Source organism: Pseudomonas sp. 05N36, assembly GCF_056397385.1.
Genome location: NZ_JBFTNH010000011.1, coordinates 1 through 19,682, shown reverse-complemented (window position 1 = coordinate 19,682; position 19,682 = coordinate 1). Strand labels below are relative to the sequence as shown.

General features: G+C 60.2%; 14 protein-coding genes. 8 read left to right on the top strand and 6 right to left on the bottom strand.

Annotated features, from left to right (window positions below; translation table 11 throughout):
- Positions 1-8: 8 nt before the first annotated feature.
- From AC1DIH_RS15275 to tssB, 3 genes are all read right to left on the bottom strand, one after another.
- On the bottom strand, positions 9-509 hold the full coding sequence (locus AC1DIH_RS15275; RefSeq protein WP_427533775.1) for an Hcp family type VI secretion system effector: 501 nt from the start codon (positions 507-509) through the stop codon (positions 9-11).
- Positions 510-583: 74 nt separating this feature from the next.
- Positions 584-2,071: a type VI secretion system contractile sheath large subunit gene (gene tssC / locus AC1DIH_RS15270; protein WP_427533774.1), complete on the bottom strand. Its 1,488-nt coding sequence runs from the start codon at positions 2,069-2,071 to the stop codon at positions 584-586.
- Positions 2,072-2,099: 28 nt separating this feature from the next.
- Entirely contained in the window at positions 2,100-2,660 is a 561-nt protein-coding gene (tssB, locus tag AC1DIH_RS15265) for a type VI secretion system contractile sheath small subunit (protein ID WP_427533773.1), read from the bottom strand.
- Between the two features lie 205 nt (positions 2,661-2,865).
- Here tssB and AC1DIH_RS15260 point away from each other — a divergent pair, with 205 nt between their 5' ends.
- From AC1DIH_RS15260 to tssA, 5 genes are all read left to right on the top strand, one after another.
- On the top strand, positions 2,866-3,336 hold the full coding sequence (locus tag AC1DIH_RS15260) for a type VI secretion protein (RefSeq protein WP_347929649.1): 471 nt from the start codon (positions 2,866-2,868) through the stop codon (positions 3,334-3,336).
- A gap of 62 nt (positions 3,337-3,398) precedes the next feature.
- A complete protein-coding gene (gene tssK / locus AC1DIH_RS15255; protein ID WP_477772291.1) occupies positions 3,399-4,730 on the top strand; it encodes a type VI secretion system baseplate subunit TssK in 1,332 nt (443 codons plus the stop codon).
- A gap of 18 nt (positions 4,731-4,748) precedes the next feature.
- Complete coding sequence (locus tag AC1DIH_RS15250) at positions 4,749-5,516, top strand: DotU family type IV/VI secretion system protein (protein WP_477772290.1); 768 nt, start codon at positions 4,749-4,751, stop codon at positions 5,514-5,516.
- The gene (locus AC1DIH_RS15245; protein WP_477772289.1) at positions 5,513-9,331 is read left to right on the top strand and encodes a type VI secretion system protein; all 3,819 of its coding nucleotides are present in this window, start codon (positions 5,513-5,515) and stop codon (positions 9,329-9,331) included. Before AC1DIH_RS15250 ends, AC1DIH_RS15245 begins: the two co-directional genes overlap by 4 nt.
- The gene (gene tssA, locus AC1DIH_RS15240) at positions 9,328-10,428 is read left to right on the top strand and encodes a type VI secretion system protein TssA (RefSeq protein ID WP_477772288.1); all 1,101 of its coding nucleotides are present in this window, start codon (positions 9,328-9,330) and stop codon (positions 10,426-10,428) included. The genes AC1DIH_RS15245 and tssA overlap by 4 nt, the downstream gene beginning before the upstream one ends.
- A gap of 15 nt (positions 10,429-10,443) precedes the next feature.
- Here tssA and AC1DIH_RS15235 read toward each other — a convergent pair whose 3' ends face one another.
- Together AC1DIH_RS15235 and AC1DIH_RS15230 are read right to left on the bottom strand one after the other, a co-directional pair.
- Positions 10,444-11,394 carry a 2-hydroxyacid dehydrogenase gene (locus tag AC1DIH_RS15235; RefSeq protein WP_477772287.1) on the bottom strand — a complete coding sequence of 317 codons (951 nt, stop codon included), beginning with the start codon at positions 11,392-11,394 and terminating at the stop codon, positions 10,444-10,446.
- Between the two features lie 217 nt (positions 11,395-11,611).
- Positions 11,612-12,136, bottom strand: coding sequence for a cysteine hydrolase family protein (locus AC1DIH_RS15230; RefSeq protein WP_477772286.1), 525 nt, complete (start codon positions 12,134-12,136; stop codon positions 11,612-11,614).
- Between the two features lie 491 nt (positions 12,137-12,627).
- Between AC1DIH_RS15230 and AC1DIH_RS15225 the strand changes: the two genes are divergently transcribed.
- Together AC1DIH_RS15225 and AC1DIH_RS15220 are read left to right on the top strand one after the other, a co-directional pair.
- Positions 12,628-13,908: a serine/threonine transporter gene (locus AC1DIH_RS15225; RefSeq protein ID WP_477772285.1), complete on the top strand. Its 1,281-nt coding sequence runs from the start codon at positions 12,628-12,630 to the stop codon at positions 13,906-13,908.
- 229 nt (positions 13,909-14,137) lie between these two features.
- Entirely contained in the window at positions 14,138-15,796 is a 1,659-nt protein-coding gene (locus tag AC1DIH_RS15220) for a SulP family inorganic anion transporter (RefSeq protein WP_477772284.1), read from the top strand.
- Between the two features lie 194 nt (positions 15,797-15,990).
- Here the strand turns inward: AC1DIH_RS15220 and acnB are convergent, their stop codons facing one another.
- Complete coding sequence (acnB, locus tag AC1DIH_RS15215) at positions 15,991-18,591, bottom strand: bifunctional aconitate hydratase 2/2-methylisocitrate dehydratase (protein ID WP_427536645.1); 2,601 nt, start codon at positions 18,589-18,591, stop codon at positions 15,991-15,993.
- 408 nt (positions 18,592-18,999) lie between these two features.
- Between acnB and AC1DIH_RS15210 the strand changes: the two genes are divergently transcribed.
- Positions 19,000-19,470 (top strand): DUF1289 domain-containing protein, encoded by a 471-nt coding sequence (locus tag AC1DIH_RS15210; protein ID WP_019690966.1) that lies wholly within the window; start codon positions 19,000-19,002, stop codon positions 19,468-19,470.
- Positions 19,471-19,682: the final 212 nt, after the last annotated feature.

Sequence of the window (19,682 nt, the reverse complement as noted above, 5' to 3'; positions counted from 1 at the left end):
GTACTCCGTCAGCCCTTGATCAGCTTGTTCGCGGCCATGTCCCAGGTCGAAGCGGCCGTGCCTTCCTTGGTGCCATCGTCTTTCTGTGCGGTCAGTTCCCACTTGATCTTGGTGAAGTTCAGCGAGAGGGTTTCCACCGGTTTGCCGCCCGTACCCCCGCTGACGCTGACGTTGGACAGCACCACGTTGGTCAGGGTGTAGATGATGAAGGGCATCAACTGGCCGCTGCCTTCGGCCGCGTTGCGCCCGATGGTGATCTTGGCTTCCGGGATCGGTTTGCCGGCGCAGCAATACTCATTGAGAGACGGGGTCGAGCTGTCGACGAACTTGGTCAGCGTGAACTCGCCGATGTGTGGTTTGCCGGAGGTACGCTCGGAGTTGCTGACGTCGTTGGTCACCTGCATCGCGACGTTGTGGCTGTAGGACATGACTTCGATCTTGTCCTTGTAACCTTCGAGCAGGCTGTCGCCTTTGATGTCGCCGCCGAGGTCGAGAATGATTGCATCCATCGCATGTAACTCCTGAAGAAAAACGCGCTAGATAAACGAAGGGAATCCCGCCGGCCAGGCCGGCGGGAGGCAGGTCAGGCGGCTACCGGTGGCGGCAGGGTGGCGACCAGGCGGATCGAGGCCGTCAGCTCTTCGAGCTGGAAGTGCGGTCGCAGAAACACCGTGGCCCGATAGACGCCCGGTTTGCCGGCGACTTCCGAGACATCCACCCGGGCCTCGCGCAGCGGGTACTGCGCCTTGATTTCCTGTGGGGCGTTGTCGTTGATCAGCACGTAGTCGGCGATCCAGTTGTTGAGGTAGGTCTGCACGTTGTCGCGGGTCATGAAGCTGCCGACCTTGTCGCGCATGATGACCTTCAGGTAGTGGGCGAAACGGGACGCCGCGAGTACATAAGGCAGCATGGCCGAGATCCGCGCGTTGGCATTCGCCTCGTTGGTGTTGTAGACCTTGGACTTGTTGGTGGTCTGGCCACCGAAGAACACCGCCACGTCGCTGTTTTTCTTGTGGCACAAGGCGATGAAGCCGAGGTCGTTGAGCTCTTTTTCACGACGGTCGGTGATTGCCACTTCGGTCGGACATTTGAGCGACAGATCGCCGGAGGTGGTGCGGAATGTGTGGGCGGGCAGCCCTTCGACGGCGCCACCGCCTTCGGCACCGCGAATTGCCGCACACCAACCGTACTTGGCGAAGGCCTCGGTGATGCGTTGCGACAGGGCCCAGGCCGCATTGCCCCAGAGGTATTTGCTGTGGTCACTGCCGTTGACGTCTTCAACGTAGTTGATGCCTTCCACCGGCTTGGTGTCCGGGCCATAAGGCAGGCGCAGCAGGAAGTGCGGCAGCACCAGCGAGACGTAGCGCGAGTCTTCGCTTTCACGGAAGGAGCGCCACTTGATCAGCTCCTGGCTCTCGAAGACTTTCGACAGGTCACGCGGCACCGCGAGCTCGGTGAAGCTGTTCATGTCGAACAGTCGCGGGCTGGCAGCGGCAATGAACGGCGCATGGGCGGCAGCGGCGACGTTCGAGAGTTTCTCCAGCAGGCCGATGTCCTGCGGATGCCGGCCGAAGGTGTAGTCACCGACCAGCAGGCTGAACGGGTGACCGCCGAAGGTCCCGTATTCTTCTTCGTAGATCTTTTTGAACAGCGCGCTCTGGTCGAACTCGACGGCTTTTTCCAGATCGTTCTGCAGTTCTTTCTGGGTCACGTTGAGCAGGCGCAGTTTCAGCCTGGAACTGGTTTCGGTGTTCTGCACCAGCAGGTGCAGGCCGCGCCAGGACGCTTCGAGTTTTTGCAGGTCCGGATGGTGCAGGACTTCGTTGAGCTGGGCGCTGATCAGCTCGTCGATCCGGCTGATGCGGTCGTTGATCATCGCCACAGTGTCCTTGTCGACGGCCATGCCTTTATCAAGAACCTGGGTGGCGAACTCCGCGAGCATGTCGCGGGCGTAATCCTTCTGGCTTTCGTCGTGGGCCATTCGCCCTTCGGCGATGATTCGGTCGAGCAGAGACAAGGTCTCGTTCACATTCTCGCTGGCTTGGGCCTGGGCGCTGGATGAGGCGGGCATGGCAATTTCTCCCTAAGTGAATGGACGATCAGGCTTGAGCTTCTGGCGCCGCGTCGGCATCGCCGGCAGGTGCAGAAGGCTGCGCTTCGGGCTGCGCTTCAGGCCGGGCCGACTTGATCTCTTGCAGGCCTTCGGTGTTGGCGATGACATCGCGTAGCAACTTGTCCAGGTCATCGTTGCCATCGAGTTTGGTCAGCAGGTCGCGCAGACGCTGACGCGCTTCGAACAGGCGCCGCAACGGTGTCACTTGCTCGACCACCTTGACCGGGTCGAAGTCATCGATATGACCGAACTTGAGCTCGATGTTGAGCTTGCTGTCATCGCCGGTGAGTGTGTTGTTGACCTGCAAGGTGGCGCGCGGGGCGATGGAGGCGAGCACTTCGTTGAAGTTGTCGCGATCGATCTCGGTGAAACGCCGTTCATTCAGCTTGGGGAGGGGCTCGAGGGGTTTACCGGAAAGGTCGGCAAGAATGCCGACCACCAGAGGCAATTCTTTCTTCTCGATGGCGTTACCTATTTCAACGTCATAGGTGATTTGCACACGGGGTGGACGGACCCTGTCGAGCTTGTGCTGAGTACTTTCTGCCATGGTGGCTGACTCCGATGCATGGGCGGGAGCAATGCACCGGAGGGCCCGTTCATCGCATTCCCTTACCGAACCGTAGGTTAGAAAGGGAGGGCAGTTGGAACTGTCATTCCTTTGACGAACCTTCCACATTCGTCGTACCGACCGAACTACCCAAGACGCTAGAACAGGTCTATAAAAATGCAAACAAAAACAATTTTGGACCGTCATGAGAAAAGGAAAATTCATTGTGCGCGCAGGTTTTTTTATCTCTCTCTCGTTCCTGTTACTCGCGGGCTGTTCCTTGTTCGGGCCGCGAGTCGATCTCGATCGCCTGACGCTGGACGTCGCCGCCCATGCCAATGACGACACGCCGATTGCCGTGGATTTTGTCGCGGTGAATGATCCGGACCTGCTCAAACAGCTGTCGGCGCTGACCGCTCGGCAATGGTTCAGCGAGCGCGAGCAGTTTCAACGGGACTACCGACAACTGATGACGGTCTGGGGGCTGGAGCTGGTTCCAGGGCAGTTTATCGATCAACAACCCTTCCCCTTGGGCGGCAAGCGGGCCGCTGGACTTTTGATCTTCGCGAGCTATAACACACCCGGAGCGCACCGACTTCGACTGGACGATCAGAGCAAGGCCTGGCTGAAGTTCGACAGTCGCGAGATGACACTGGTCAGCGACACTGCGCACTGATCTGCACTGAAAAGATCGCCAGGCCGCGGCAAGCGGCGCCATTCGACGTCGAAGGGAATCGTATGAGTTTGCTACCTGACGCGGTTTGCTGGCACGAGGGCATGCAGTTGCTGCCCCAGCATTTTCAGTTGCAGGGTCTGCGCGCCGAAGCGTTGGTCGCGCATTTTGCCAAGGCCTGCAACCCCTGGTTCTGGGGTGTCACCCATCTCGACATCGACCCCTCGGCACTCAGTGCCGGGCACGTTCGCTTGCTCGCCTTGCAGGCGACGTTGCCGGATGGTTTGCCGATCAATGTGCAGGCCGGTGTGGGACCGATGCTGGAGCTCGATGTCAGCGAAGCGGTCGATGCAACGGACAATGCCACCGTGACCGTGTACCTGGCGGTCAGCCCGTTGTGGCGTGCCGGGCAATTACTGCCGCTCACCGGACGCTTGCAATCGGTAATCGGCGATGCCTTGCCAGACCTCACCAGCGGTCAATACCCCGAGTCGATTACGGTATGGCGGCCCAATCCGCGTTTGTGCACGCAACTGAACAAGGCCGATTCGATCTGTGTACCGCTGGTGCGTATTCGCAAGGAAGGCGGCGGCTTTTTGCAGTTGCCCTACACCGCACCAACGCCGTGTCTGCTGCCGGAGTCGGTGTTGGGCCGTTGGGTCGCCGGTCTGTGCGCCCGGGCACGAGAGAAATGCATGTTTCTGGCCGGTCGCTTGCGCCAGGCACAGCAAGCCGGTAACCAGGATGACGCCGCAGAAATCCGCCGCCAACTGACGGCACTCTGGGCACGTCTGCCGGAAGTCGAGGGTTTGTTGAGCAGTCGGCTCGCGACGCCTCAGGCGCTGTATGGTCTGCTGCTGGGGCTGGCCGGTGCCTGGTCGGCGCTTGATCCGCTGGCAGGGGTGCCGGCCTTCGCCGCGCTGGATTTTCTCGAGTTGCAGCGCGGCTACGAGAGCGTGCTCGACTGGCTGGACAAGACCCTCGAATTGATTCGCGCCGGCTATCGCAGCCTGCCATTCGAACGTCATGAACACCTCTTCTCGATCCAGTTGCCCGACGATCAACCGAGCCAGCGCCTGGTGATCGGCTTGCGCATGCCCAATGGCGCCAGCGAGCAGTCTGCGAGTGAATGGTTGAGCCGCGCGATCATCGCCTCCGCGCCGCACGTTGCCCTGCTCGGTCGCCAACGCATGCGCGGCCTGGCGCATGAGGCCATGAGTCGCAATGAGCAGGTGGCCTACAGCGTGGGCGAAGATACCCGGTTGTTTGTGGTCACCGCAGAGGGGCAATGGTTCGACGGGCAACTGCCGTTGCAGATTGTCGCGCCGGCCTCGCAGCTGGCGAGCAGCCCGTGGCAAGTGGTGCTGTTTGTCGCTCAAGCCAGTGAAAACGCTTGATCAGGGAAGGGGAATCGAATGCCTGAAGGGAACGTCGGCGGCGCTGCACGAGGCCTCCACGAAGCGCCACTGAGCAGTGCTTTTCGTCAGGCCTGGCAAGAGTGGTCGCTGGCCTGGAACGAACAGTCCAAAGACAGTGACGATGAAGCGTTGGTCGAAGCCGTCGTCGAGTTTTCCACGCAGATTACCCAGCGCTTGTGGCGAACCGCGTTTGCCAAAGTCGGTGATGCCGCCACCGAACAGGTGACCGCCGTGGTGTATGCGTTTGTCGCGCTGATCGACGAGACCCTGTTGTTTACCGCCTGGCCGGGTCAGCTCGGCTGGCAGGACAAACCGTTGGAGTCACGGATGTACGCCAGTCGTCAGGCGGGCGAACGGCTGCCACTGGCGATCAAGGCACTGCTCGACGACCAGGTGCCAGCCACCCGGGATCTGGCCAATGTCTATTTGCAATGCCTGGTACTGGGTTTTGAGGGGCGTCTGCGCGGCGAGCAGAACCAGCTCCAGCATGAGAAGTGGCGGTTGGCGTTGTTCGCGTTTGCCTGGCAACACGAGCCTGATTACGCCGATGTCAGCGCCCGGCTGGAGCAGCCTTCGGCGGTGACTCCCGTGCAGTTGCCCCTGCGTTTGTCGCTACCCGACGGCTTTCGTCTGGCGCTGGCGATCCTCGGCGTCGTGCTGTTGATGACCGGGTTGGGGCAGATGTTCTGGCGCGATATTCATCAAGAGCTCGAGCCGGTCATGCACCTTTCCGATATGGCAGCGGCCCAGGAGCAAGACTCATGAGCACCCTGGGGATTGTCTTGACTGTCGTTGCGGTGCTGTTGCTGCTGGCGGTATTGCTGGTGGCGGTGTGGTGGTTGCGGACCCAGAGCGGCGCGGCGATTCGCAGTTTTTATCTGTCGGTCCGGCACATGGAGCAGGAGCAGGGCACGCAGGATCGCTATCAGATTCCGTGGCTGCTGATGCTCGGCAACGAAACCCAGGGCACCCAGCTGTGTGCCCAATGGCGTTTGCAACCCACCGACAAACCGGCCTGGTTCGGGCGCTGGTGGTCGGACCCCGAGGGTGCAGTGCTGGTGGTGCCACAGGCGTTGTTTTTGCCCGATGAAGGCTTGAACCTGCAGCGGGGTGGCTGGTGGCGACTGTTGGGGTTGATTGTGCGCCTGCGTGGCCAGCGGCCGCTGGACGCGGTGATCTGGACCGTGCCAGCCAGTCAACTGGGCGATCCGGAGCAGGCCGCCAGTCTCGGTCTGGCGGCACGGCGGCGCTTCATCGATCTGTTGCAGCGTTTTGGTCTGAGCCTGCCGGTGTACGTGGTCATTACCGGGATGGAAGAATTGCCGGGCTTCCAGGCGTTGATTGCTGCATTGCCGTCCGAAGCAAGGGAACGGGCATTGGGCTGGTCGTCGCCGTATTCGCCTGAAGCGGTCTGGCAATCGCACTGGAGTGATCAGGCGCTGGATCAGGTGAGTCGGGCATTGTCGGAATCGATCATCGAGATCGGCGCCTTGTCCGGGCATTTGAGCAGCGAGTTGTTTGCCCTGCCGGACCGTTTCGAAGCGCTGCGGCGCACACTGCAAACCCTGCTTGAACCGGTTTTCCAGGGCAACGCACAAGGCGAGGCGCCGCGTTTTCGCGGGATCTACTTCACCGCCGACCAAGCGCCGGAGAGTACTCGAGACAGCTTCTCGGCTTATGACTCGGTGTTGCAGCAGAGCGCGTTTGCCCGGCAGTTGTGGCAGCGCCGGATCGTCGCCGAGCGTGGCGTGGCTCAGGTCGTACCGCGGATTTTGCGGCTGCGCCAACGCTGGCAACGGGTGACTGGCGTGGTGGCGCTGGTGGTCGGCCTGGTGTGGGCGATCGGTATGGTTTGGGTCTGGCACGACTCGGTCAAGGATGCCCATGAGTTGTCACGCTTGCTGCAAGGTGCGCAGAAAAATTATGTCGCGGTCACGGACGAAAGCCATCGACTGGAACCGACGCGACGTAACGTCGAGAGTTTCTGGCGGGTACTGGAGCGAGCCCCGCGCTGGACGTTCAGTTCGGTGGTCTTTCCCACTTCCTGGTTTTCCTCGCTGGATGCGCAACTGGAAGACGAGTTGCGGCTGACTGCCCAGCGGCAGTTGCTGGTGCCGCTGCAAGAGTTGCTGGTGTCGGACCTGGCGCAGCTCAAGGCGATCCGCAATACCGAACGTCGAGTGAACGTGGAAAGCGAAGACCCGGCGCAATGGCAAAACTACGTCAAGGCCAAGGAACTGGTCGAGCGCGCGGTGCGTCTCGAACAACAGAACCAGTGGTTCAATCAGGCGTTGAATAATCCCCGCAGCCCCCTCGATGACCTGGTGCTGCTGAGCAATAACGCCTTGTCGCTGAACCTCAACGTCGGCACGTTGCGGCGCTCGGCCTTCTATAACCGGGTGTTGCTCAATTCCGACACCAGCGGGTTGAAAGCGCTGGACCTGAGCACGGAACGCTCGACCATCTCGACGAATTTTGAAGGCCTGATGGAGCGCTGGCTGGACCAGTACTTCCTGGCTGACAACTTCGTGCGTCAGGCCGGTTACCTGAAGTTGCACCTGGAGCGGCTGGAGTCCGGCAGTGGCAACTCACTCAGCGAACTCGAGGACTTGAGGGCGCTGATTGACGACCTGCAAGCACTGATTGGCTTGACCAACTCGGCGTGGGGACGAGGCAAGGGCCAAGACCTGGTGCCGGGCTACCGCGAGCTGATGGACAAAGTCCGCCAAAGCGCCTTGCTCGGGCCGCAACTGGAGCAACAACTGGACATGCAGGCGTCGAAGTTGCAGCAGAGCTTTCGTGATCAATGGATTGCCCAGGCCGGCTCGCGTGGCAATTTGCTGGTTCAGCAAGGCAGCGGACAACTGGCCTTGCAAGAGCATGTCAGCCAGCTGGACAACGCCGTGCAGGCGTTGTTCAAGCGCGATTTTGTGGCCATCGCACTGCGTCAGGACGATTCCAGCCTCAGTGCTTCACAGGGGCAGAGCGCCGACAGCGATGGTCTCAACAGCGCATTGAATTACTTCGCCAGTTACAAAAGTTACGTCAGCGAAGAGTTGCCACGTATCCCGCCAGCCTATCGGGGCGCGCTGCTTCAGGCGGCGGAAGGGGCGGCGGCCAAGGCGATGTGGTTCAGCTTGGAGGAGCAGGGCGGCCAGGTGCAGCAAGGCACAGGGTTCAATGTGCAGGCCTCGCAGGCGGTGGCGTTGCAAAAAGCCTTTGTCGAGTTGCGCCGCAGTGACCTGGCCACCCGTTTGCAGAACGCACTCAACCGCCGCGCGTTGGCCGAGGTCGCCAATGGCCTGAACGAAATAATCGCCCAGCCGCTGTTCAGCGAAAGGACCAGTATTGCGCGCTGGGATGGTTCGAAAAACCTCGGTTTGCAGCTGTACGGTGCCAGTGATGTGCAGGACCTGAAGCTGAGCCTCAAGCAGCAGTTCAACACCATGTTGGGTATTACCGAACAACGTACGTCGGCGCTGGAGTGGCTGAAGGTCCAGCAGCAGAATCTGTCGGGACTGGATTACGAACGAGTTGTGCAGTTCAGTGCCTTGAATGATGAACTGCTCAAGTACAAGGAGCAGAATCCTGCCAGTTCTGCGGCACAGATCGAACAGTTGGTGAGCCGGGACTTTATCGACATGGATGCCGGGTCCTGCGCACAAATCCTGCAAACCGCCAACCTTTCCGGTGGCCGTGGGACGCTTGCCCTGAGGGCTCAGGAACTGCAGCAAACCGCGATGCAGCGCTGCCAGTCGCTGCAACAGCAACAGGCTTCGGCGGCGTGGAACGACTTGGCCAACTATTTCAATCAGTACCTGGCCGAGCGTTTTCCGTTCTCCAATGGCACCCAGGTGACCGATGCCGACCCGGCGCGGGTCCAGCATTTGCTGGAGTTGATCGACAAGCGCCTACCGGTGGCGCAAGCCGGATTGCAGCTCAGCCGGACACCGGAACGCTTGGCCGCCGAGGACTTTCTCAATCGCTTGAAACAGGCCAGCACCTGGCTCGGGCCGCTGTTTGTGCGAGATAAAAGCGGCATTCTCGGGGTGGAGATGGATGTGCGCTGGCGCACTGATCGCGAGGAAGAGCACGGCGCCGATCAGGTCATCGCCTGGGGCTTGAATGCCGGCAATCAACAGATCAGCTATCCCGGCGAGGCCCAGCAGAACTTGCGCTGGATGGTCGGCCAGCCCGTCAGGTTGACGTTGCGCTGGGCCAGGAATGGTCCTCAGCGGCCGGTCAGCGACCCGTTGCAACCGAACCTGGTGATCCGGGACCTGGAAGCGGGCTGGGAGTACGGCGGCCCTTGGTCGTTGCTGCGGCTGATGCGTTCGCACCAGTCGAATCAGCGCCAGCCAAGCATGGACTACACGGAGTTTCCACTGACCTTGCGCTTGCCGGTCGCCGCGAGCACCAGCATTGAGGAGCCGACACAGATGTTCATGCGCCTGTCATGGATGACTCAGGGATCAAAACTGCCGTTGTCCATTCAACCGTTGCCGACCCGTGCGCCGCGTTCACCCTTTGTCTCGACGGGTTCGACGGCGGCCATCGTGACGAACGAGGAGGGCTTGTGAGTTTGCCGTCACTATCATTGTCATCGCCGCTGCCGGAGTTGATCGCACAGCTGATCGAACCGATCAGCGATGAAGCGCCCTGTGGCCAGGACCTGCGCTATGAGCCTGAGTTCGATCAGTTGCGCGAGCTGCGCCGCGAGGACGACACCAGTTTGCCGACAGGGGTCTGGCAGTCGTCGATCAAGCGTGCCCAATGGCCGGAACAGGCAAAACTCGCCAGCCGCTTGCTGCTGGAGCGCAGCAAGGACTTGATGCTCAGTGCCTGGCTCGGCGAGGCCTGGTTGCATCTGGACGGCCTGGAAGGGTTGCCGGGCAGCCTGGCGCTGGTGGCGGGTCTATGCGAGCGCTACCCCGAGCAACTTCACCCTCAGGCCGAGGAGGGCGATCAGTCGTGGCGGGTGATTCCTCTCGAATGGCTGGCGCGACGCTACAGCGAAATCCTGCTCACCCGGGTGCCGCTGTTCGACACGCGCACCAGCGAATTTGCGGATTTCTGCCTGGATGACTGGCGGCGCTTGCAAGTGCAGCAGGTGATGGTCAATGACACCAAGGCTGCAAAAACCTCAGCTGAAGCTGCACGCAACGAGCAGAAAAAACTCACCGAACAGATACGCGCGACACCGCTGTCCTTCTGGTTGCGCAGCCAAGGCAGCCTGTTGCTGAGCTTGCAGCATCTGCAACGGCTGGAGGACTGGAGTGATGCCTACCTGGGCAATCAGGCGCCAGGCTACAAATCATTGCGGAGCATCATCGAGGCGCTGTTGACGCTCGTTCAGGAGTTCATCGCCATGCATCCACGTCAACCCACCCAGGCCCCGGTCGAGCCACCGCAGGTCCAGGCGCCACAAAACACTCTGGAGCCAGAACCCGCGCCAGCCCAACAGGCACTGCGTGAACCGGTGAGTCGCGAAGAGGCTTATCGGCAGTTGCTGCTGATTGCCGAGTACCTGGCGCGAACCGAGCCCCACAGCCCGGTGCCTTACTTGATCAGGCGCGGAGTGGAGTGGGGCAATAAACCGCTGAGTGAACTGTTGGGCGAGTTGATATCGGCTGACGCGGAGTCGCGCCGACTCTGGACGTTATTGGGTGTGCTCTGAACATCGCCACTCCTCTCAGAGCGGCTTGGGCAACTTGATGGGCGTCAACACCGGACGACCGGAGAAAAACGCCATCAGGTTCTGCCCGACCAGTTCAACGGTTCCCTTGGTCGCTTCCGGCGACAGGCCGGCCACATGCGGCGTGAGGATCACGTTGCTCAATACCTTGAGTGCATCCGGCACCTGAGGCTCTTCATCGAATACATCGAGCGCAGCACCGGCGATCCGCCGTTGCTCGAGCGCGCTAATCAGGTCGCTGGTAGCAACCACGCTGGCGCGGGCAATGTTGACGATAAAACCCTGGGGGCCCAAGGCATCCAGCACCTGCTTGTTGACCAGGTGCTGCGTGCCGATGCCGCCGGGCGTGCACACGATCAGAAAGTCAGAGGCCCGAGCCAGTTCGGTGGGCGTCGAACAAAAATCGTAGGGGACGTCGCTGAGCAACTGGCGGCTGTGGTAACTCACCGTCATGTCGAAGCCATTGGCGGCCCGTTTGGCGATGGCCATGCCGACGGCGCCGAGCCCCAGAACACCCAGGCGCTTGCCGGCCAGTGACGGGCGCATGATCTTCGGCCATTCACCGCGGCGCACCGCCGCGTCGCACCGAGGGATGTCACGCACCAGCGACAGCAACAAGGCCATCGCATGATCGGCCACCGACGAGGCGTTGACGCCAGCGCCATTGGTGACGGTTATGCCCCGGTCACTGGCGGCTTGCAGATCGACCTGCTCGTATCCGGCACCGATCACGCAGATGATTTTCAGGTTTGGTAGCGCAGCAATTTCATCGGCATAAAGCCCCAGCGGGCCGCGCGTCAGCACGGCGTCGATCTGCCCGCGGTGACTGGCGATGGCCTCGGCACGTTCGGCGGGGGTGGGGGCGAGAATCAGGTGGAAGCCTTGATGTTCGAGAATCGGCAGGTAGTCGTTAATGGTTTCAACCAGTACCAGTACGGTTGCAGGCATGCTGGGCTCCTGTAGGCATTGGAATAAGCGGTTCAGATTGCTGACTACAGAGTGGTTTGGCAATTACCAAAAGTTGCAGAACTCAGTGTAGGAGCTGACGAAAGTAATAAAGCAAGATCAAAAGATCGCAGCCTGCGGCAGCTCCTACGCGATCACAATCGTTGCGGCGAACGTGGTCAATGTAGGAGCGGCCATAGGCTGCGATCTTTTCAGCGCATCAGAACCTGGCGTCCGCTGTGTTCATTAATTTCACGAACGGCCCGCCAAGGGTTGCATTGTGATGCTCAATGATCATTTTGGCCGATAACGCCGCAGTGTCCATGCAGGTGTGAGCATCGGCGACGAGCGTAACCTCAAAGCCCTGTTCGGCTGCGGCTCGGCAGGTACTGTCGATGCAATACTGGGTTTTCATGCCGACGATGAACACATGGTTTATCGAGGCGTCGGTGAGTTGTTGTGTCAGTCGAGTTCCGAGGAAACAATTGGGGCGGGTTTTATCAAGCAGGGTGTCGACATTGGCATCCAGCTCCAGCTCGGGAAGCAATTGCCAGAATGGGCTGCCAGCCTCGATGGGCGAACCCTGAGGGCCGGTGTGGCGTACCGCATAAATCGGCACTTCACACTCTCGGGCCCGGTGAATGAGCTGCCGGATGTTGGCAAGTACTCGCTCGCCGTCGTGGGGCTTGTCCGGGCCGTTTAACAGACCGACCTGCATATCGATGATCAAAAGTGCCGATGGCATAGGTGTTTCTCCATGAATTGCCGAACGGACGGGAGAAACAACAAGGCCCCGTCCATCGCTGGCGGGGCCTGGGGTTCACTGCGCTGTTTTTATCTCAGCCAGCCACCGCACGACCCGCCGGAAGCGGTCGTGGTGGTGCGGGTGAGGTTCAGCGCAGGGAAGTTCATGAGGCCGATCATGCTGTGGGTTCGGCGAACATGTCAATGCAGTCGCAAGGCGATTATTGACTGCACTCGACTCGCCGATTAAGCGCCCCCCCATAAAGCAGCTTCTCCGGATTTCTTGCGTTCAGCCGGCGGATTGTGTGGGCTGTGGCGCGTAACGCCTTTTCCGACCATCTGATCTGCATAACCATTCCTCAGCTAAGTCTTTGCTTCTGCTCATTAATCCCGGACAATCGCGCCCCTGTTTCGGCCAGGGCGCTGCCTGTCAGCCTTTTCTGACTCGTCCTGACCGAGTGGCAAGTGACCGGAATGCGGAGATCTGACCGGATGAATGATCAGGCCAATAGCGTTGATGAACGCTATGAAGCGGCGGCACCAGCGAGCCTCAGCAGCTGGAATCGCCATGACACTACCTGGATGCTGGGCCTGTTTGGCACGGCGATTGGTGCGGGTACCCTGTTTTTGCCGATCAATGCAGGCCTCGGCGGTTTCTGGCCGCTGTTGATCCTGGCGTTGCTGGCGTTCCCCATGACCTTTTACGCGCACCGTGGCCTGACTCGCTTCGTGTTGTCCGGTCGGGCAGGGGCAGACATCACCGAGGTCGTAGAAGAGCATTTCGGGATCAAGGCCGGCGCCCTGATCACCTTGCTGTACTTTTTCGCGATCTTCCCGATCCTGCTGATCTACAGCGTTGCCCTGACCAACACCGTGGGCAGTTTCCTCGAGCACCAGTTACACATCATGCCGCCACCGCGGGCGATTCTGTCGTTCGTGCTGATCCTCGGTCTGCTGGCCGTGGTGCGCTGCGGCGAGCAGATGATCGTCAAGGCCATGAGCCTGATGGTGTACCCGTTCATCGTTGCGTTGCTGTTTCTGGCAGTGTTTTTGATTCCGCACTGGAACGGCGGCATTCTCGCCACCGCGAGCACCTTGCCTGCGCCTTCGGCGTTGCTGCACACGCTGTGGCTGGCGATTCCGGTGATGGTGTTCTCGTTCAACCACTCGCCGATCATCTCGGCCTTTGCGGTGGACCAGAAGCGTCGTTATAGCGTGCACGCCGAAGAGCGCAGCTCGCAAATCCTCTCCCGCGCTCACGCCCTGATGGTGGTGATGGTGCTGTTCTTCGTCTTCAGTTGCGTGCTGACCCTGTCGCCCGCACAACTGGCCGAGGCCAAGGCGCAGAACCTGTCGATCCTGTCGTACCTGGCCAACCACTTCAGCAACCCGACGATCGCGTTCGCCGCGCCGTTGATTGCGTTCGTGGCTATTTCCAAGTCGTTCCTGGGCCATTACATCGGCGCCAGCGAAGGCCTCAAGGGGCTGATCGTCAAGAGCGGTCGCCGTCCGGCACCGAAGACCCTGGACCGTATGACCGCAGCGTTCATGCTGGTGGTCTGCTGGATCGTCGCGACGCTGAACCCGAGCATCCTGGGAATGATCGAAACCCTCGGTGGCCCGGTCATCGCGGCGATTCTGTTCCTGATGCCGATGTACGCGATCCGCAAGGTGCCGGCTATGGCGCGTTATCGCGGCCAGGCCTCCAACGTCTTCGTGACGCTGGTGGGCCTGGTGGCGATTTCAGCGCTGATCTACTCGCTGGCCGCCTGATTCAGTGAGGTAACGGCCGCTGCGCTTATACGTGCAGCGGCCGTTTTTTTGCTCGGTCGAAAAGCTCGGCGCAACCCTCTGCGCCGGTTATCGGGGGCAAACTGATCCAGCTCACATGTCATGGCGGATTTGAGGCTACGCTTGTGCCTGCAAAGCAGTGTGATCGATGTTCTGTTTTGTGCCGTTGTCGATCTGGCCGGCTTGGAATTGATTGCCTGGAGACACCTGATTGCCGACTGATCCGCCGACTGTATCGCCCCCAACCACCACCGAGCGTCCCAACCGTTTGCAGGACCTGTTGGCCGGCTTATCGATTGCCGGTCTGCTGCTGCCCGAGGCTGTCGCGTATTCGAGTATTGCGGCCCTGGCGCCGCAGGCCGGGGTGATTGCGCTGTTCGCCGGGTTACTCTGCTATGGACTGTTTGGCACCAGCCGGTTTGCCATCGTTTCCGCAACCTCTTCGTCAGCCGCCGTGCTGGCGGCCGCCACCGCGACATTGGCCAATGGCGACCCACAACTTCGTGCAAGCCTGGCCATCGGGTTGGTACTGGTGACCGGCGCGTTCTTTTTGCTGGCCGGATTGTTCAAGCTGGGCAGTGTGACGTCGTTTATCGCCAAACCGGTATTGCGCGGCTTTGCCTTTGGCCTGGCGCTGACGATCATCCTTAAACAACTCGCCAGCGTGGTCGGCGTGCACCTGAGCAACGGCAATCCGATTCGCTTTTTGCCGGAGTTGCTGGAGCAATTGCCTCAGTGGAACTGGGCCGGCGCCGGTGTGGCTGCGGTGGCGCTGGCCTTGTTGTGGTTGTTCGGGCGGCTCCGGCGCTTGCCGGGTGGCTTGCTGGTGGTGGTGATCGGCATCGTGGCGGGACAATGGCTGAACCTGCCGGCCTACGGGGTCAGGATGATCGGGGTTATCGACCTTGGCCTTGAGGTCCCGAAGCTGCCGGTACTGCCCTTTGCCGACTGGTTGCGCCTCGGGGAACTGGGCTTTGCCATGGTGATGATCCTGTATGCGGAGTCCTACGGCTCGATCAGCTCGTTTGCACTCAAGCATGGTGATCGGGTGTCCTCGAACCGGGATTTGCTGGCGCTGGGGGCGTCGAACCTGCTATCCGGGTTGTTTCACGGGATGCCGGCAGGGGCAGGCTATTCCGCAACTTCCGCGAATGAGGCCGCCGGTGCGACGTCGCGATTTGCCGGGGGCGTGGCAGCGCTGGTGGTGCTGATCATTGTCCTGACGGTGTTGCCTTATATTGCCTTGACCCCTGAGCCGATTCTGGCCGCAATCGTCATGCATGCGCTGGGCCGTGGCTTGAGCCTGCAACCGTTGGGGCGCTATTTCATCTGGCGACGTGATCGCCTGCTGGTGATCTGCGCCGTGGCGGCCGTGTTGGTGTTGGGGGTGCTGGACGGTTTGCTGGTGGCGGTGGCGATCAGTGTGCTGCTGATGCTCAAGCAGATGTCGGCGGCGGATATCCAGGTTCTCGGGCACATCGGCACCGGTCACGATTTTGTCGACGTGCAACGTCATCCTTTGGCCAAGGCCGTGCCGGGGATGCTGATTGTCCGACCGGGCGAAGCGCTGTTTTTCGCTAATGCGGAGCGAATTCTTGGCGGTGCCTTGCACCTGATTCGGCACTCTGAAACGCCGATTCATACAGTGATTCTCAGCCTGGAAGAGTCACCGAACCTGGACGGCACCAGCATCGAGGCGTTGCAGGAGTTCTTCTTGCGGGTACGCAACGAAGGCAAGCGCCTGGTGCTGGCGCGTCTCAAGCTCGAGGCGCAAGCGGCACTCTCGGCGCTACCTGAAGTCAAGCGTTTGCAGGTCACTCTCTGTGACTTGAGCGTCGACGGGGCGGTGCAGGAGGCGCTTAAAGGCTAAGGGCAATACTTTCGGGCATAAAAAAACGCCGCGCACCTTACGGTGCGCGGCGTTTTTTTGTGGCGAGGGAGCTTGCTCCCGCTGGGTCGCGAAGCGGCCCAAAAATCAAACACCGCGAGTATTCAGATAGAATGCGGGGCTGATTTTACGACTGCTCTGCAGCCGAGCGGGAGCAAGCTCCCTCGCCACAGGCGTTAGGCTTGAACGACCGGGATGTTGGCGTTCGCTGCAGCTTCACGGAACTCGGCGATCTGGTCGAAACTCAGGTAGCGATAGACATCGCTGGCCATGGTGTCGATTTCTTTCGCGTAGGCCATGTACTCCTCGACGGTCGGCAGGCGACCCAGGATCGAAGCCACCGACGCCAGCTCGGCCGAAGCCAGGTAGACGTTGGCGCCATCGCCCAGACGGTTCGGGAAGTTACGGGTCGAGGTCGACACTACGGTGGAGTTCGGTTCAACGCGAGCCTGGTTACCCATGCACAGCGAGCAGCCCGGCATTTCCATGCGCGCGCCAGCCTTGCCGTAGATGCCGTAGTAGCCTTCTTCGGTCAGTTGGTGAGCGTCCATCTTGGTCGGCGGCGACAGCCACAGACGAGTTGGCAGCTGGCCCTTGACCTGATCCAGCAGTTTACCGGCAGCGCGGAAGTGACCGATGTTGGTCATGCACGAACCGATGAACACTTCGTCGATCTTCTCGCCAGCAACGCTGGACAGCAGACGGGCGTCGTCCGGATCGTTCGGCGCGCAGAGCACAGGCTCCTTGATGTCGTTCAGGTCGATTTCGATGATTTCAGCGTATTCGGCGTCAGCATCGGCAACCATCAGCTCAGGGTTGGCGATCCAGGCTTCCATCGCTTGAGCACGACGTTCCAGGGTGCGTGCATCGCCGTAGCCTTCGCCGATCATCCAGCGCAGCAGGGTGATGTTGGAGCTCAGGTACTCGGTGATCGACTCTTTCGACAGCTTGATGGTGCAACCGGCAGCCGAACGTTCAGCCGAAGCGTCGGACAGCTCGAAAGCTTGCTCGATGCTCAGGTTGTCCAGGCCTTCGATTTCCAGGATGCGGCCGGAGAAGGCGTTCTTCTTGCCTTTCTTCTCTACGGTCAGCAGGCCAGCCTGGATCGCGTAGTAAGGAATGGCGTGAACCAGGTCACGCAGGGTGACGCCCGGTTGCATTTTGCCTTTGAAGCGCACCAGGATCGATTCCGGCATGTCCAGTGGCATCACGCCAGTGGCTGCGGCGAACGCGACCAGACCGGAACCGGCCGGGAACGAGATGCCCATCGGGAAGCGGGTGTGCGAGTCACCACCGGTGCCGACGGTGTCCGGCAGCAGCATGCGGTTCAGCCAGCTGTGGATGATGCCGTCGCCCGGACGCAGGGAAACGCCGCCGCGGGTCATGATGAAGTCTGGCAGGGTGTGGTGAGTGGTGACGTCGATCGGCTTTGGATAGGCCGCGGTGTGGCAGAAGGACTGCATCACCAGATCGGTCGAGAAGCCCAGGCACGCCAGGTCTTTCAGTTCGTCACGGGTCATCGGGCCAGTGGTGTCCTGGGAACCGACGGTGGTCATTTTCGGTTCGCAGTAGGTACCTGGACGAACGCCGGCTACGCCGCACGCCTTGCCGACCATTTTCTGCGCCAGGGTGAAACCCTTGGTGCTTTCAGCCGGAGCTTCCGGTTTCTTGAACAGGTCGGACGGTGGCAGGCCCAGTTCGGCACGCGCCTTCTCGGTCAGGCCACGGCCGATGATCAGCGGGATACGACCGCCAGCACGGACTTCGTCGAGCAGGACCGGGGTCTTCATTTCGAAGGTGGTCAGGACTTCATCAGTGCCGTGTTTGCAGACTTTGCCAGCATGAGGGTACAGGTCGATCACGTCGCCCATGTTCATGTTGGTGACGTCGAATTCGATTGGCAGTGCGCCGGCATCTTCCATGGTGTTGTAGAAGATCGGAGCGATTTTGCTGCCGAAGCAGAAACCGCCAGCGCGCTTGTTCGGCACGTAAGGTACGTCGTCGCCGAAGAACCACAGCACCGAGTTGGTTGCCGATTTACGCGAAGAACCGGTACCCACGACGTCGCCGACGTAGGCGATCGGGAAACCTTCGCCGCGCATGGTTTCGATCTGCTTCATCGGACCGGTAACGCCTTGCTCATCCGGCACGATACCGTCACGGGCCATTTTCAGCATGGCCAGGGCGTGCAGCGGGATGTCTGGACGCGACCAGGCATCAGGGGCAGGGGACAGGTCGTCGGTGTTGGTTTCGCCGGTGACCTTGAATACGCGCAGGCTGATCTTGTCGGCCAGCACCGGGCGGTTCTTGAACCACTCGCCGTCAGCCCAGGATTGCAGTACGCCTTGAGCGTGGACGTTGCCGTTCTTGGCTTTTTCCGCGACGTCGTGGAAAGCATCGAACATCAGCAGGGTGTGCTTGAGTTGGGCGGCAGCGACGGCGGCCAGTTCGGCGGAGTCGAGCAGGTCAACCAGGGTCACGATGTTGTAGCCGCCTTGCATGGTGCCAAGCAGTTCAACCGCGCGCTTTTTGTCGATCAGGGGAGAAGTGGCTTCGCCTTTGGCCAGCGCGGACAGGAAGCCGGCCTTTACATAGGCTGCTTCGTCCACTCCAGGCGGAACGCGATTGGTGATCAGGTCAACGAGGAAAGCTTCTTCGCCAGCAGGAGGATTCTTCAGCAGCTCAACCAGGCCTGCAGTTTGTTCGGCGTTAAGCGGCTGGGGAACGATACCCAGTGCTGCACGCTCTTCGATATGTTTGCGGTAGGCTTCAAGCACAGTTATTACCCTCATCAGTGGTCCCAAATGGGTGTCCGGGACGCTCATCCCGAAATTGCCGTACTCATGCGCTGCGTGGCGTTGTGGGCCGCTTAGCCAGAATTACCGACAATTCCTTACAGAAGCTGCTTTCAAAGTTTTACGCCTGCAGAACGGGGAGCTGATGAGGGTTGGCGCTGAGTTTTTCCCCGCTGGAAATACTCATCGCCAACACCGCTCTGAAGGAACGACTGTGCTCGTGACGCTTTGAAAACAGCTTCTAACGGACATTGGCGCCTTAAAAGGCTGGCTGATTCTACGGCAAAAAAAAATTAAAGGTAAGTTAGGCCCTGAACTTTGAGGGGTGATGAATGTTAGACAAAGGGCTAACATGCCGACCTGTTTTGCTTTCTCGCGTTCTGCCTACCTATGCCCAATCAAACCATCAAGACTCCCTGTGTCGGCCTCTGTTCCACTGTTTACGGTGATCTGGTGTGTCGCGGCTGCAAGCGTTTCCACCATGAGGTGATTCACTGGAACGGTTACAACGAAGAAGAAAAGCGCGCGGTCTGGCTGCGTCTTGAGCAGCTGTTGGTGCAGGTGATGGCCGGGAAAATCGAGATTTTCGATCCCTGGCGTCTGCGTGAGCAGCTGGAGCAGCGCAAGATCCGTTTTGTGCCGCATCAGTCGCAATATTGCTGGGCGTACCAGTTGATTGCCCGGGGGGCGCGGGTCATCAATAATCTGGAGGCCTACGGGATGGTGTTGTTGCCGGAGTTTCGCGACTGGAACTTGCCGGAGTTGCGTGATGCCATTGATCGGGAATTCTTCCTGCTGTCGGAAGCGCATTACCAGCGCTATATCGCGCCAGGTTTCCTGAAGGATGCGTTTGGCGGCTGATCCTGGCGGCCTGACAGCCGACTAATCTCTTGCGAGTGTACATAAATCTACTGTGGGAGATTCTATGTTGCAGGACAACCCTGCAGCGGTCGATTCGGTCGGTATTCGCTCTGGTTTTTCATCAGGGCGAACGCCACCCGGGCGAGTTTGCGGGCAAGGATTACCAGGGCCTGAGTCTTCTTGAAACCTCTGGCCAGGTCCTCTGGCCAGGT